General features: G+C 39.0%; 15 protein-coding genes. 13 read left to right on the top strand and 2 right to left on the bottom strand.

The window, feature by feature from the left end:
- The first annotated feature begins 7 nt into the window (after positions 1-7).
- A complete protein-coding gene (locus tag IPP32_05585) occupies positions 8-2,485 on the top strand; it encodes a bifunctional UDP-N-acetylmuramoyl-tripeptide:D-alanyl-D-alanine ligase/alanine racemase (protein ID MBL0047555.1) in 2,478 nt (825 codons plus the stop codon).
- Position 2,486: 1 nt separating this feature from the next.
- Here IPP32_05585 and IPP32_05580 read toward each other — a convergent pair whose 3' ends face one another.
- The gene (locus IPP32_05580; protein ID MBL0047554.1) at positions 2,487-4,574 is read right to left on the bottom strand and encodes a CotH kinase family protein; all 2,088 of its coding nucleotides are present in this window, start codon (positions 4,572-4,574) and stop codon (positions 2,487-2,489) included.
- Positions 4,571-5,494 (bottom strand): methylmalonyl Co-A mutase-associated GTPase MeaB, encoded by a 924-nt coding sequence (gene meaB / locus IPP32_05575; GenBank protein ID MBL0047553.1) that lies wholly within the window; start codon positions 5,492-5,494, stop codon positions 4,571-4,573. The genes IPP32_05580 and meaB overlap by 4 nt, the downstream gene beginning before the upstream one ends.
- 133 nt (positions 5,495-5,627) lie before the next feature.
- Here meaB and IPP32_05570 point away from each other — a divergent pair, with 133 nt between their 5' ends.
- The 12 genes from IPP32_05570 (at position 5,628) to rodA (ending at position 14,400) form a co-directional block, all read left to right on the top strand.
- Entirely contained in the window at positions 5,628-6,386 is a 759-nt protein-coding gene (locus tag IPP32_05570; GenBank protein MBL0047552.1) for a glycosyltransferase family 2 protein, read from the top strand.
- A 2-nt stretch (positions 6,387-6,388) separates the two neighbouring features.
- Positions 6,389-6,595, top strand: coding sequence for a hypothetical protein (locus IPP32_05565; protein MBL0047551.1), 207 nt, complete (start codon positions 6,389-6,391; stop codon positions 6,593-6,595).
- Between the two features lie 282 nt (positions 6,596-6,877).
- Positions 6,878-7,204 (top strand): glycosyltransferase family 4 protein, encoded by a 327-nt coding sequence (locus IPP32_05560; protein ID MBL0047550.1) that lies wholly within the window; start codon positions 6,878-6,880, stop codon positions 7,202-7,204.
- 8 nt (positions 7,205-7,212) lie between these two features.
- On the top strand, positions 7,213-7,368 hold the full coding sequence (locus IPP32_05555) for a glycosyltransferase (protein ID MBL0047549.1): 156 nt from the start codon (positions 7,213-7,215) through the stop codon (positions 7,366-7,368).
- Positions 7,369-7,420: 52 nt separating this feature from the next.
- Positions 7,421-7,621: a hypothetical protein gene (locus IPP32_05550; protein ID MBL0047548.1), complete on the top strand. Its 201-nt coding sequence runs from the start codon at positions 7,421-7,423 to the stop codon at positions 7,619-7,621.
- Between the two features lie 2 nt (positions 7,622-7,623).
- Complete coding sequence (locus IPP32_05545; GenBank protein ID MBL0047547.1) at positions 7,624-8,142, top strand: hypothetical protein; 519 nt, start codon at positions 7,624-7,626, stop codon at positions 8,140-8,142.
- Positions 8,115-8,711 carry a glycosyltransferase family 4 protein gene (locus IPP32_05540; protein MBL0047546.1) on the top strand — a complete coding sequence of 199 codons (597 nt, stop codon included), beginning with the start codon at positions 8,115-8,117 and terminating at the stop codon, positions 8,709-8,711. Before IPP32_05545 ends, IPP32_05540 begins: the two co-directional genes overlap by 28 nt.
- A 204-nt stretch (positions 8,712-8,915) precedes the next feature.
- Positions 8,916-9,938, top strand: a complete 1,023-nt coding sequence (locus tag IPP32_05535; protein ID MBL0047545.1) for a rod shape-determining protein — start codon at positions 8,916-8,918, stop codon at positions 9,936-9,938.
- 38 nt (positions 9,939-9,976) lie between these two features.
- Positions 9,977-10,810 carry a rod shape-determining protein MreC gene (gene mreC / locus IPP32_05530; protein MBL0047544.1) on the top strand — a complete coding sequence of 278 codons (834 nt, stop codon included), beginning with the start codon at positions 9,977-9,979 and terminating at the stop codon, positions 10,808-10,810.
- Positions 10,800-11,318, top strand: a complete 519-nt coding sequence (locus IPP32_05525; protein MBL0047543.1) for a rod shape-determining protein MreD — start codon at positions 10,800-10,802, stop codon at positions 11,316-11,318. Before mreC ends, IPP32_05525 begins: the two co-directional genes overlap by 11 nt.
- Positions 11,315-13,141: a penicillin-binding protein 2 gene (mrdA, locus tag IPP32_05520; protein ID MBL0047542.1), complete on the top strand. Its 1,827-nt coding sequence runs from the start codon at positions 11,315-11,317 to the stop codon at positions 13,139-13,141. Before IPP32_05525 ends, mrdA begins: the two co-directional genes overlap by 4 nt.
- A complete protein-coding gene (rodA, locus tag IPP32_05515) occupies positions 13,141-14,400 on the top strand; it encodes a rod shape-determining protein RodA (GenBank protein ID MBL0047541.1) in 1,260 nt (419 codons plus the stop codon). The genes mrdA and rodA overlap by 1 nt, the downstream gene beginning before the upstream one ends.
- Positions 14,401-14,450 lie beyond the last annotated feature (50 nt).

The raw sequence follows: 14,450 nt of genomic DNA, 5'->3' as shown, positions 1-14,450 counted from the left end.
CAAAAAAATGCCCCTTTCTGCTTACACGATTTCCGGAATTTCCAAACTCATGGATGCCGAATTAATAAAGCTCTCATCAGATTGTGAAATTAAATTTTTGTTGCTTGACAGCAGACGACTCTCCTCGCCCGACAACTCCTTGTTTTTTGCCATAAAAGGCGCGCGCAACGATGGCCATAAATTTATTGCCGATTTATATCAAAAAGGGATACGAAATTTTGTGGTATCGGAAGTGCCTGAAATTTTTTCGCAACTCAGGGATTGCACTATTTTAAAGGTTCCAGATACACTTTTAGCCTTGCAAAAATTGGCGGAATATCATCGTAATCAATTTCAAATACCTGTGCTGGGAATAACCGGAAGCAATGGTAAAACAATTGTGAAAGAGTGGCTGTTTCAATTGCTGCGAGAGGATAAAAATATAGTGCGCAGTCCTAAAAGCTACAATTCGCAAGTGGGCGTTCCGTTGTCGGTTTGGGAAATGCAGTCGGAGCACGAATTAGCTATTTTCGAAGCCGGAATCTCACAACCCAATGAAATGCACTTTTTGCATCAGATTATCCGCCCCACACTTGGCTTATTGACAAATATTGGACAAGCACACAGTGAAAATTTTACATCTGAAATTCACAAAGTACAAGAAAAATTAAAATTATTTGAAGGTTGTGAATCACTTATTTATTGCAAGGATTACACCGTTATTCATGAGCAAATTACCCACTCTGAACTATTTTCACAAACACGCTTGTTTTCTTGGTCACGCAAGTCAAAGGCCGACTTACAAATTGGCAGAATTGAAAAGCTCAGCACCGAGACAAAAATTCAAGGAATTTATAACAACGATTTTCTAAGTATTACGATTCCATTTATGGATGATGCCTATATTGAAAATGCTATTCAATGTTGGGCTTTTATGCTTTTGTTGGGATACAACAACAGGGTTATTGAAGCCCGCATGCACTTGCTGAGCCCGGTAGCGATGCGTTTGGAGTTAAAGGAAGGCATGAACAATTGCTCCATTATTAACGACAGTTACAATTCGGATTTAGGATCATTATCCATTGCACTTGATTTTTTGAATCAACAAAAACAGCACAACAAACGAACGGTGATTCTTTCCGATATATTACAAAGCGGCAAAGATGAAGCCTCGCTGTATAAAGAAGTTGCCGATTTATTGCAAAAGAAAAAAGTACATCGTTTAATCGGAATCGGTGAAGCCATATCGCGCCAAGCAAAATTATTTTCGGGCGAAAAAAGTTTTTACTTCTCTACATCCGAATTTTTGAATCGATACAATACTTCCTTTTTTAGAGATGAAACAATTTTGCTGAAAGGTGCGCGTGCGTTTGGCTTTGAACAAATCAGCAAACTTTTGCAGCAAAAAGCACATGAAACGGTTCTTGAAATTAATTTAAATGCATTTGTACATAACCTGAATTATTACCGCAGCATTATCGATAAAAAAACCAAACTAATGGCCATGGTAAAGGCTTTTTCTTACGGTAGCGGCAGCTTCGAAATTGCGAACATACTTCAATTTCACCGTATTGATTATTTAGCGGTGGCTTATGCCGATGAAGGAATTGAATTGAGAAAAGCCGGAATCACTACCCCAATAATGGTAATGAATCCCGAAGAGCAAAGCTTTGATGCAATGTTGAATTATGAATTGGAGCCCGAAATTTACAGTTTTCGAATGCTCGGAATTTTTAGTGACGTCGTAAAACGTATCGGAAAACCAACTGCCATTCACATTAAGCTCGACACAGGTATGCATCGCTTGGGATTTGAAGAAAAAGATGTTCCTGAGCTTATTGTAAGAATCAAAAACAATAAATATTTACTTATAAAATCTGTCTTTTCGCATCTCGCCGCAAGCGATGAAAAGGAGCATGATACATTTACCCGAAATCAAATTGATTCCTTTACTCAAATGAGTGCGCAATTTCAAAAACATTTTGAGTATCCAATCTTGCGACACATTTTAAATTCAAGCGGCATTGCCCGTTTTGGAGGTGCTCAATTCGAAATGGTGCGTTTGGGTATTGGGATGTATGGTATCTCGGCAAACGATTACGAACAAATGAATTTGCAAAATGTGAGTACTTTAAAAACAATAGTTTCGCAAATTAAATTGGTTTCACCTCCCGACACCGTTGGTTATAGCCGGAAAGGGGTGCTCTCGAAACCTACCCGAATTGCTACTGTCCCCATTGGTTATGCCGATGGATATAACCGAAAATTAGGCAATGGTGTAGGTAAAATGATTGTGGGTGGACAAGTAGCACCCACTGTTGGGAGTATTTGTATGGATATGTGTATGCTGGATGTTACCGACCTTAATGTGAACGAAGGAGATGAAGTGATTGTTTTTGGCGACGCCTATTCGATTGCCCAAATGGCAAAGGATATGGGTACAATTCCCTACGAAGTCCTCACTAATGTATCAAGGCGTGTTAAGCGCATTTACTATCAGGAGTAAGCTATTTTTGAATACAGATTTTTTTACTGAAGTGACTGTCTTTTGAATCCATTCGAAGCTCATAAATGCCGGACACGATTGACGTATTCGATAGATTTATTTCCACATTTTGATAGCCTATTCGTTTCGCTTCCATCGCATCTTCAAGAAGCAATTGCCCTTGGGCTGAATACATTCTTAGTTGAAAGGGAGATGTAGATGCCGCATAGAAGCGCATTGTCATTTTATCTAAAACCGGATTTGGAAATACCGAAAATTCATCATTTGATTGCCCGCTTTCTTTCTGCGCTAGTGCACAGACTCCCGGCATGGCAATATCCAACCAGTTAATTCTTGCATTTAAATAATTCTTTAATGCAGTAATTTCGCCGGCATAAGTGCTAGGTATTGGGTTTGGATTGGGCCATACATATACACCTAATATTGGCCAGGTATCATAATGCCGCACACGTGCTTCTGTTGTTAAGCTTACTATTGAATCGATATAAGTATTCAAGAAAGAGGTATTCAACAAGGATGCACGAAGCGCCAACCATCGGCATTTTAACTCGCTTGTAAAATAGGGATCTTGCATAAATTTTTCCCACCAAAAGGGTATTTGATTAGGGTCAGTTCCACATACAGCACCAAAATCATAAGCCCATCCTGAAGTTACATTCGCACCACAATAATTTGCATTTTTATAAGCAATATTAAAATCCCACACCGGGCCAGCTTTCAATTTACCCCCTTTGCTATCCTTATTCTTAAAGAGATAGGTACTAAGACGATAACCATCCACATTCTTGCTTAATTCATTGAGCAGAAAAAAATCGATAAACGAATTTACATCTGCAAAATGGCGGTACCCATTCACCGAATCCGCTAAACTAATATTGGTTAAGGCATATTCAAAACTATCGACATAGCTCTGTATATAAGCCTCCTGCTGAACCAAAATTTCACTTGGGTCGGGATATTCATATTGATAATAAATACTTTGATTATTGGGATGTGTTGCTGCTAAATAGTTTGAATTCCATCCCGCGCCGCCACTTCCGGTAAGTTTATCAATTTTAATTATATAGCCGCCTGTTAAATCATCCCCGAAAATATCATTCGAATCTAGATTGGAAATATTTATCCGGTGGTCATCTCGTTTCAACTTTTCCATCAGCACATAAATGCCTTGGTAATTACCATTTACAACCAATTCGCAGAATTTAGTTCTTGCAGCATAATGCCCCATCCGTCTTGATAAATCGTAGGTAAGCACATTCCGGACCAAGCTTTTATCGTTGTAAGGCGGATATAAAATCCAATCGTGTTCCTTGGGCATTCCCAGTAAAGCAGTATCTAATTGGTCGCCAAAAGCATCACGAGTCTCAATGCCATAAGGCTTTTGCGGAAATCCTTGAGAAGTGGAACCACGAAATTCTATTCCAATTTTATTGTTGTAATTGTTGTATGGATCGGTAACATAATTGCGTACACCCGGACCATTATAAATAATGCCCATATCGGCGGTAATTTTTGGCTCATCCAAAATAGTTTGTCCATGTGTATTGATGAAAACAATTGGTAAATCAGATGAAGTAAAAGGCGTTGCGATGGCAGGATTGGTGCCAAAAACAATGCGCCAATTAATTACATATCCGACATCCGGAGTAGAGGTATCGAGTATGCGCAATTTCCAAAGCCCATTTGAAGCTTGACCATTATTTACAAATCCCAATGGACTTTGAGGTTTATAAGTGGAGCTGTAGGGTGGGTTACCATTCACAATAGAATTTGTTGCATTGCCGGAAAAACAAGTGTTTGTGTAATTATTTCCACTGCCACCGTTGCCAATCGACAAATCAACCAAGGTGCCGTCCGGTGCTTCAAGGCGAATATTTAAGTCGCTCACATAATGGTGATACACATTAATACAAACACTTTCAACACCAAAAGTTGAATCCAAACTGCTTGGAGAAAGCCCATTTACATTTATGGTAAAAGTAGCTTCCGGGCCGCCATCGGGTATGGCGCCACCGCCCCCGTTATAGGTTTGAGAAAAGCAAAATATATCGGCGCTGCTAAGTAATAATAGTAAGAAAAATTTTTTCATTCAGGTGTATGGATGGTTTTTTCGAATTCGTTCACTATTCGATAGAGGTTGAACTCGGTTTGAGCTAATTTTGTTTCAATAAATTTTGCAAGCTGCATTTTATTTAAATCTTTCATTCTTCTGCTTTGAATGATTTGATAAGCTTTTTCGGTGTAGAGCAGCGATTTTGTTGAATCTTTAAGTTGAGCAATATGAAGTTTAATTGCTTCAAAAAGAGTATCCACGCCTACCTTTTCGGTAGCAATAACTTTTATAATCTTGGGAATCCATTTGCTGGCATCCGCACTGTGTGTAAGCTCATGGAGGTTCTTTAAAAATAATTCCGAACCGGGGCGATCCGATTTGTTCACCACAAAAATATCAGCAATTTCCATGATGCCTGATTTTAAACTTTGCACCTCATCGCCGGCTTCAGGCACAAGCACAAGCACTGTTGTATCAGCCAATCCCACGATTTCTACTTCTGATTGCCCCACACCTACTGTTTCAACAAAAATATAGTCGAATCCAAAGGCTTTCATAACATCCGTTATTTCAATAATCTTTGCGGTTAATCCTCCAAGTGAACCTCTCGTTGCCAAAGAACGGATGAATATCTTTTCATTTAAAAAATGATCTGCCATGCGCACCCTATCGCCCAACAGTGAGCCAAAATTGAATGGAGAGGTGGGATCGATGGCAACAATTCCGATTTTTAAATTTTGAGCACTCAAGTGAGCTACGAGCGCATTTATAAGCGTGCTTTTCCCAGCTCCGGGAGGACCTGTGAAACCCAGTATTGGCGTCTTTTTTGAAATCGTTAAGTCCGCTAAAAGTTCTTCAAATCCGGGCAAATCATTTTCCACAACCGTGATGCAGCGTGCCAATGCACGTACATCTCCCCTATGTAATTTTTCTACTAATTCTTTTGTTGTATCCATGCTGCGGAAAGCAAATATAAACGGATTTCCTGAACGATTTTGCTTTCTGTAAAAGGAATTCAGAAATTAGGGATGAAAAGTAACTCATGTAAATTGGTATTTTTGCGACGCATACTAAAATCAATTTTTTTGCATGACTCCACTTTCGGTTGTAATAATTACTTTTAACGAAGAGCGCAACCTTGCTCGTTGCTTGGCTTCTGTGAAAGAAATAGCCGACGATATAGTAGTTGTGGATTCCTTTTCGACAGATAAAACCGAAACTATTTGTAAGCAATATGATGTTCGATTTGTGCAACATTCTTTTGAAGGCCACATTGAGCAAAAAAATTGGGCTATCACGCAAGCAAAATACCCACATGTTTTATCCTTGGATGCAGATGAGGCGTTGGATGAAACTTTAAAAAAATCAATACTTGTAGCCAAGAATAGGTGGGAGTTTGATGGATATACCATGAATCGACTTACAAATTATTGTGGTAAATTTATTCATCATTCGGGCTGGTATCCCGATACAAAACTGCGCTTATGGGACAGCCGTAAAGGAAAGTGGGGCGGCACAAATCCTCACGATAAATACGAATTAATAGCTGCCAACGCCAAAACAGGTCATTTAAAAGGGGATATTTTGCATTTTAGTTTTTACAGCATTGAAGAGCACTACAAGCAAGTAAATTATTTTACCGACATCATGAGCAAAGCGCTTTACAAAGAAGGAAAAAGAGCTAGTTGGATAGCCATATACCTTAATCCTATTGCCAAATTCCTGAGTGCCTTTTTTGTTCGCTTAGGATTTTTGGACGGATATTATGGCTTTATGGTATGCAAAATATCGGCCTTTGCTACCTACCTTAAGTATTCCAAATTAAAAGCACTCGAAAAAGCCTCCTAACTATGCAGCTTTTACACATTAGCACAGCATTATCCTGGAGAGGTGGGGAGCAGCAGTTGGCTTATCTTATTGACGGGCTGCGCCATAAAAATCTTTCACAATACGTATACTGCTTTAGGCATTCCGAAATTGAGAAGTATTGCCAAAAGCAAGAAATAGCATGCATTACACATGCACGCGCATCGGCTTTAATCCCTTTTGATTTTTGATATTGCTCAAAAATGCCGTCGATTAAACATTGGTATCATACATGCACACGATGCGCATGCACATACCCTTGCAGTTCTATCCTGTGCATTGTTTGGCAATAAGGTACAAATTGTACTCAGCAGAAAGGTAGATTTTCCAATTAAAATAATTTCTTTTCGCGCTATAAATACAATCATCCCGCAATAAAAAAAATCATTTGTGTTTCGGCTAAAATTGCTGAAATCCTTGCTCCTGAAATTCACAACAAAAAAGTATTTTGCACCATATACGATGGAATTGATTTGTCTCGCTTCCAACATAAATCAATAGGATTACTGCGGAATGAGTATTCCATTCCAGCAGGAGAGCTGATTATTGGAAACATAGCAGCTATTGCGGCACACAAGGATTATTTCACTTTTGTGGATGTTGCAGAAATAGTGCTTTCAAAAAATATAGCAGCCACTTTTTTCATTGTTGGAGATGGTCCGGATAGAAAAGAAATTGAGCAGTATGTGCATGCTAAAAAATTAGGGCACAAAATTCTTTTTACCGGATTCCGAAATGATGTTCCCCAAATTTTACCGGAGTTCGACATCTTGCTTTTACTTCAAAAACAGAAGGGTTAGGCTCTTCCATTTTAGATGCTTATGCATGTAAAGTTGCAGTGGTAGCAACACAAGCCGGTGGTATTCCCGAAATTGTGTCTCATCTTGAAACCGGACTTTTATCGCCCATACAACAGGCAACACAACTTGCAGCCAATATTGAGTACCTTCTTGCCCCATTTTAGTTTTTACAGCATTGAAGAGCACTACAGGCAAGTAAATTATTTTACCGACATCATGAGCAAAGCGCTTTACAAAGAAGGAAAAAGAGCTAGTTGGATAGCCATATACCTTAATCCTATTGCCAAATTCCTGAGTGCCTTTTTTGTTCGCTTAGGATTTTTGGACGGATATTATGGCTTTATGGTATGCAAAATATCGGCCTTTGCTACCTACCTTAAGTATTCCAAATTAAAAGCACTCGAAAAAGCCTCCTAACTATGCAGCTTTTACACATTAGCACAGCATTATCCTGGAGAGGTGGGGAGCAGCAGTTGGCTTATCTTATTGACGGGCTGCGCCATAAAAATCTTTCACAATACGTATACTGCTTTAGGCATTCCGAAATTGAGAAGTATTGCCAAAAGCAAGAAATAGCATGCATTACACATGCACGCGCATCGGCTTTTAATCCCTTTTTGATTTTTGATATTGCTCAAAAATGCCGTCGATTAAACATTGGTATCATACATGCACACGATGCGCATGCACATACCCTTGCAGTTCTATCCTGTGCATTGTTTGGCAATAAGGTACAAATTGTACTCAGCAGAAAGGTAGATTTTCCAATTAAAAATAATTTCTTTTCGCGCTATAAATACAATCATCCCGCAATAAAAAAATCATTTGTGTTTCGGCTAAAATTGCTGAAATCCTTGCTCCTGAAATTCACAACAAAAAAGTACTTTGCACCATATACGATGGAATTGATTTGTCTCGCTTCCAACATAAATCAATAGGATTACTGCGGAATGAGTATTCCATTCCAGCAGGAGAGCTGATTATTGGAAACATAGCAGCTATTGCGTCACACAAAGATTATTTCACTTTTGTGGATGTTGCAGAAATAGTGCTTTCAAAAAATATAGCAGCCACTTTTTTCATTGTTGGAGATGGTCCGGATAGAAAAGAAATTGAGCAGTATGTGCATGCTAAAAAATTAGGGCACAAAATTCTTTTTACCGGATTCCGAAATGATGTTCCCCAAATTTTACCGGAGTTCGACATCTTGCTTTTTACTTCAAAAACAGAAGGGTTAGGCTCTTCCATTTTAGATGCTTATGCATGTAAAGTTGCAGTGGTAGCAACACAAGCCGGTGGTATTCCCGAAATTGTGTCTCATCTTGAAACCGGACTTTTATCGCCCATACAACAGGCAACACAACTTGCAGCCAATATTGAGTACCTTCTTGCCCACCCCATCGAGAAAAAAAGAATGGTCGAAAATGCATTTCATTTTGTGCAGCATTTTTCGAAAGAAAAAATGGTGGATGAAAGTTTCAAAACCTATATGGAATTGGATAGTTGATCATTCAGACGACTATTTTGCTCATTCAAAATAAAATCAAAACGAAAGCCAAATTTGAACCGTTCAAAACTTAAGAGCTTAATTAACAACCCCATTCTGATAAATAATTTTGAGTTGTGCTGTTAAAGCCATTTTATTCACTTAGTTTTGTTACAGTTTTGAGAGCTGAAACACTAAAATTACAAACAGTTAATCCATAAAAATATGGGCTTATTTGATTTTCTAACCCAGGAAATAGCCATCGACTTGGGGACGGCAAACACCTTGATTATTCACAACGACAAAGTGGTGGTGGATGAGCCAAGTATTGTTGCCATTGATCGAACCACAGGCAGGGTGATTGCTGTTGGAAAAAAAGCCATGCAAATGCATGGAAAAACACACGAAAATATAAAAACCATTCGCCCCTTGAAAGATGGGGTTATTGCGGATTTTGATGCGGCAGAGCACATGATTCGAGGAATGATTAAAATGATAAATCCAGGTAAACGTTTGTTTACACCATCGCTAAAAATGGTAATTTGTATTCCTTCCGGAATTACAGAGGTGGAGAAACGTGCGGTACGCGACAGTGCTGAACATGCCGGGGGTAAAGAAGTTTACTTGATACACGAGCCAATGGCAGCAGCCATTGGAATTGGGATTGATGTGGAAGAACCGATGGGCAATATGATTATTGACATTGGTGGTGGAACAAGCGAAATTGCGGTTATAGCCTTGGGTGGGATTGTATGCGATAAATCGATACGCATTGCGGGTGATGATTTTACTGCAAACATTGAAGAATACATGCGCCGCCAGCACAACATCCTAATTGGAGAAAGAAGCGCTGAGCGTGTGAAAATTGAAGTAGGTGCGGCGACCACAGATATTGATAATCCACCACCGGATTATGCAGTGCACGGAAGAGATTTAATGACCGGAATACCTAAAGAAATTAGCGTTTCCTATGTGGAGATTGCGCATGCACTTGACAAATCCATTTCGAAGGTAGAGGAAGCCATCTTGAATGCTTTGGAGATGACACCCCCTGAGCTATCTGCCGATATTTATCGTACCGGAATTTATCTTGCAGGCGGTGGGTCGATGTTGCGTGGCTTAGATAAACGTATTTCGCTTAAAACAAAATTGCCGGTTCACATTGCCGATGACCCATTAAGAGCAGTAGCAAGGGGAACAGGTATCGCATTGAAAAATGTAGGAAAATTCCAGTTTCTTATCCGATAAAAAGCAAAAATATCATCGCACAAAAGCAGAAAAATTGAATGCTGAACCTTATCCGCTTTATTTGGAAATATTCTTCTTTTTTTCTGTTTCTCATTCTCGAATCCATTTGCTTTTATTTAATTTTTCAAAATAGCTTTTATCAAAAAGCGCAGTTTATTAGTTCCTCCAATAGCATTGCAGGCAATGTATTCACCACTGTTAACAGTACCCGTGAATACTTCAATTTAAAGGAAACCAATGAGATGTTGGCGCGCGAAAATGCCATTTTGCACACTGCAAGTAAAGCGGCCTTTGTAAGAACTAAAACAACCGAAACCACTGTTAACGATACACTCCTTAAACAACAATATATTTTTGTGAATGCGCGTGTAGTAAATAATTCCGTAAATAAACGCAACAATTACCTCACCTTAAACATTGGAAGCAATCGAGGAATAAAGCCCGAAATGGCAGTAATTTCGAGCAATGGAATTGTAGGTATCACCAAAGCAGTATCCGAAAATTTTACCTCTGTGTTATCCGTTTTGAACAAGGATGCAAAGATCAGCGCAAAAATCAAAAAGAATAATTATTTCGGATCACTGAGTTGGGAAGTCGGTGATTATAAATTAGGAACCCTTACCGATATTCCTACACACGTAAAGATTTTAAAAGGTGATACCATTGTTACAAATGCTTTTTCTGCGATATTCCCGGAGAATATTATGATTGGATTTATAGAAAGCTATGAAATAAAACCGGGTGATAATTTTTACACTATTTCTGTTCGCTTTAGCACAAACTTTAAAAATGTGGCGCACGTATTTGTGGTTAAAAATTTAATGAAGGAAGAACAAAATAAACTAGAGCAGGAAACACAAAATGATAAATGAGATTATAAAACAACTCTTCCGTTTTATTTTTTTGCTACTGCTTCAAGTGTTGGTGCTCAACAACATTCAGTTTAGCGGCTATATCAATCCTTACCTGTATGTGCTTTTTATACTGATGATGCCTTTTGACACCCCATCGTGGGTTGTACTGTCGGGCGGGTTTTTAATGGGATTGAGTGTGGATACATTTATGAATACTGCCGGCACGCATGCAGCAGCAACAGTTGCTATGGCATTTGTAAGAAGCTCAGTACTCAAAATTTTTGCTCCACGCGAGGGTTATGAATTTGGTACTGAACCTACCTTGCGGTACATGGGCCCAGCCTGGTATCTCTCCTATTCAACCATTTTAGTTTCGATTCACCACTTGGTGTTTTTTTATATTGAAGTATTTCGTTTTAGTGAATTTTTCTCTACCCTTTTACGCATTGTGTTGAGTATTCTTTTCACTATGATATTAGTGATGCTCAGCCAGTTTTTGATTTACAAACCGAGGGATAGAAAATGAATCGTTTTTCCGATCGTAAGTTTGTTATCGCTGCTATCTTTATTTCAATCGGCATCATTTTTCTTTTACGTCTTTTTTATATTCAGGTGTTGAATGATGAATACCGCTTATCCGCAAACAACAATGTTTTGCGCTATGTAACTCAATATCCGGCGCGGGGATTGGTGTATGACCGTGATGGCGAATTGCTGGTATACAATGAAGCGGCTTATGATTTAATGGTTACACCGCGACAGGTAAAAGATTTGGATACACTAAATTTTTGCAATACGCTGGGAATTACCAAAGAAGTATTTATTAAAAAAATGAAAGTGGCGCGGAATTATTCTCCCTACAAAGAATCAATTTTCGAGAAACAACTTTCGGCCGAGACCTATGCCACGCTTCAAGAGAAACTGTATTCCTTTCATGGATTTTATGTGCAATCGCGCACCCTTCGTAAATACCCGGGCTTAATTGCAGCACATACACTTGGCTACGTTGGCGAGGTTAACGACAAGTTAACACAAGAAAATCCGTACTATCGATCAGGCGATTATATTGGCATTAGCGGTGTAGAAAAATCGTACGAAAAAGAATTGCGGGGTAAGAAAGGATTATCGGTAATGATGGTGGATGTATTTAATCGACCCAAAGGAAAGTTTAATAACGGAGAATACGATACGCTTGCCATTACCGGCGCGAATTTAATTACAGCACTCAGTGCAAAATTGCAACGCTACGGTGAGCAATTGATGCAAGGAAAAACCGGAGGTATTGTTGCTATCGAGCCTTCTACCGGAGAAGTACTAGCAGTGGTAAGTGCTCCTTCTTATGATCCCAATTTATTGGTGGGCAGGGAACGTTCAAAAAACTATGGCATGCTGCTCCAGGCCGAGGGATTACCTTTGTTTAATCGTGCCTTGATGGCCTATTATCCACCCGGTTCAACCTTTAAACTTATTAACGACTTAATTGCGCAGCAGGAAGGAGTGCTGATTCCAACTACGAGTTATTATTGCGACGGCGGATACCACATGGGAAGTCAAACCGTTAAATGCGATGCGCGTCATGGAAGTATTCAATTGCGCGCAGCAGTGCAACATTCGTGTAATACCTACCATTGCTATGTTTTTAGAAGTATTATCGACAATAAAAAATATAAAACTACCGAAGAAGGCTATGAAGCTTGGAGAAATCATGTGCTCACTTTTGGGATTGGAAAACGCTTGTACAGTGATTTACCGCAAGAATTAAAAGGGATGGTTCCTTCGGTTAAATATTACGATAAATACTTTGGAAAAGGGCGGTGGCGTTCCTCTACGGTGGTATCGCTTTCAATCGGCCAGGGTGAACTAGGAATTACTCCTTTGCAAATGGCCAATACCATGTGCATCATTGCCAATAGAGGATTTTACTATACCCCACACATCATAAAAAAAGTTGGAAAAGAAGATTTACACCAGAGTAAATTCAAGGAAAAACAGTATACGGATATTGATCCCCACTATTACGATGTGATGATTGATGGTATGCAGGATGTGGTAGAACAGGGAACAGCTGCAGGTTCAAAAATAAAAGGAATTACCATTTGTGGAAAAACCGGAACCGCGCAAAATCCCCACGGCAAAGATCACTCACTCTTTGTTGCATTTGCACCACGTGAAAACCCAAAAATTGCAATTGGAATAATGGTCGAAAATGGTGGTTGGGGTGCCAGCTGGGCTGCTCCAATTGCTTCCTTAATGATTGAAAAATATTTAAACGATTCGATTGCTACTCCGGCGCGCCGTGCGTTAGAGAAAAGAATGTTAGAAGGTAAAATTATAATGCCCAAAAAATAATGAGAGAACAAGGCGGCATATTTAAAAACTTAGATCCCATTTTGGTTACACTTTATTTAATTATGGTGTTGATGGGATGGTTAAATATTTACGCATCCGTTTACAATGAAGAACATCAAAGCATCGTAGACTTTACTCAAAAATATGGAAAGCAATTAATTTGGATTGCAACTGCGCTTTTACTTGCTATTATTATCCTGATTTTGGACGGAAATTTTTATGCTGCCTTCTCCTATCCCATTTATGGAATAAGTATTATTTCATTAATTCTTGTCTTGTTTATTGGTAAAGAAATTTCAGGAAGTAAGTCTTGGTTTCGCTTGGGAGAATTCGGCATTCAACCGGCAGAGTTTGCCAAATTTGCTACCAATATGGCACTTGCTAAATTCCTTAGCAACATCAACATTAAAATGACTGATGCACGCACGAAAGTTATTTCGGCGGCCTTAATTATACTTCCAATATTACTCATACTTGTAGAAAATGAAACCGGTTGTGCACTTGTTTTCTTTGCCTTTATTTTGGTGCTTTATCGCGAAGGATTGTCGGGCAATATCTTGTTGCTGGGCTCTGCTGCAGCCATTCTCTTTGTATTGGCGTTACTCATAAATAAGTTTATTTTAATTGGAATTATAGCCGGAGTTGCTTTATTATTAATTCTTGTCGTTCGCCGAAATCGCTCTAACCTGCTCATCATCATGGGTTCCTTAATTTTTGCATCGGCAACAATCTATAGTGTGGATTATGCATTCAACCATTTGGAACCACATCAAAAAAAACGCATCAATGTTTTTCTTGGAAAAGAGACCGACAAGAAAAAAGCCGGCTACAATGTGAATCAATCGCTCATTGCTATTGGCTCTGGTGGGTTTACCGGAAAAGGATATTTACAAGGGACTCAAACAAAATATGATTTTGTTCCGGAACAAAGCACCGATTTTATTTTTTGTACAGTCGGCGAAGAATGGGGATTTATTGGAACATTTGTAGTTATCACCCTATTCATCGTACTACTCTTACGCATTATTTTTATTGCTGAACGGCAACGCTCCCCCTACACCCGGATTTATGGATATGGAGTAGCCTCAATTCTGTTTTTTCACGTATTGGTTAATGTTGGAATGACTATCGGATTGGCTCCGGTAATTGGCATTCCCTTGCCTTTTTTTAGCTATGGTGGTTCCTCCTTGTGGTCGTTTACTGTGCTCCTTTTTATATTTATAAAAATGGATGCATATCGCTTACAAGTGCTTCGGTAAGAAGCATCTAATAAAAAATTCCTACCTTAGTGTGAAATTCATTTTAATGA

The organism is Bacteroidota bacterium (assembly GCA_016721765.1).
In the GTDB taxonomy this organism is placed as follows: domain Bacteria; phylum Bacteroidota; class Bacteroidia; order UBA4408; family UBA4408; genus UBA4408.
The sequence above is the reverse complement of the archived record's forward strand: the minus strand, read 5'-3'. Positions and strand labels throughout refer to the sequence as shown.

Bases quoted from the DNA above. Each gene is read 5' to 3' on its own strand.
- IPP32_05585 (MBL0047555.1), top strand. From the start codon at position 8: ATGCCCCTTTCTGCTTACACGATTTCCGGAATTTCCAAACTCATGGAT.
- IPP32_05580 (MBL0047554.1), bottom strand. From the start codon at position 4,574: ATGAAAAAATTTTTCTTACTATTATTACTTAGCAGCGCCGATATATTT.
- meaB (MBL0047553.1), bottom strand. From the start codon at position 5,494: ATGGATACAACAAAAGAATTAGTAGAAAAATTACATAGGGGAGATGTA.
- IPP32_05570 (MBL0047552.1), top strand. From the start codon at position 5,628: ATGACTCCACTTTCGGTTGTAATAATTACTTTTAACGAAGAGCGCAAC.
- IPP32_05565 (MBL0047551.1), top strand. From the start codon at position 6,389: ATGCAGCTTTTACACATTAGCACAGCATTATCCTGGAGAGGTGGGGAG.
- IPP32_05550 (MBL0047548.1), top strand. From the start codon at position 7,421: ATGAGCAAAGCGCTTTACAAAGAAGGAAAAAGAGCTAGTTGGATAGCC.
- IPP32_05545 (MBL0047547.1), top strand. From the start codon at position 7,624: ATGCAGCTTTTACACATTAGCACAGCATTATCCTGGAGAGGTGGGGAG.
- IPP32_05535 (MBL0047545.1), top strand. From the start codon at position 8,916: ATGGGCTTATTTGATTTTCTAACCCAGGAAATAGCCATCGACTTGGGG.
- mreC (MBL0047544.1), top strand. From the start codon at position 9,977: ATGCTGAACCTTATCCGCTTTATTTGGAAATATTCTTCTTTTTTTCTG.
- IPP32_05525 (MBL0047543.1), top strand. From the start codon at position 10,800: ATGATAAATGAGATTATAAAACAACTCTTCCGTTTTATTTTTTTGCTA.
- mrdA (MBL0047542.1), top strand. From the start codon at position 11,315: ATGAATCGTTTTTCCGATCGTAAGTTTGTTATCGCTGCTATCTTTATT.
- rodA (MBL0047541.1), top strand. From the start codon at position 13,141: ATGAGAGAACAAGGCGGCATATTTAAAAACTTAGATCCCATTTTGGTT.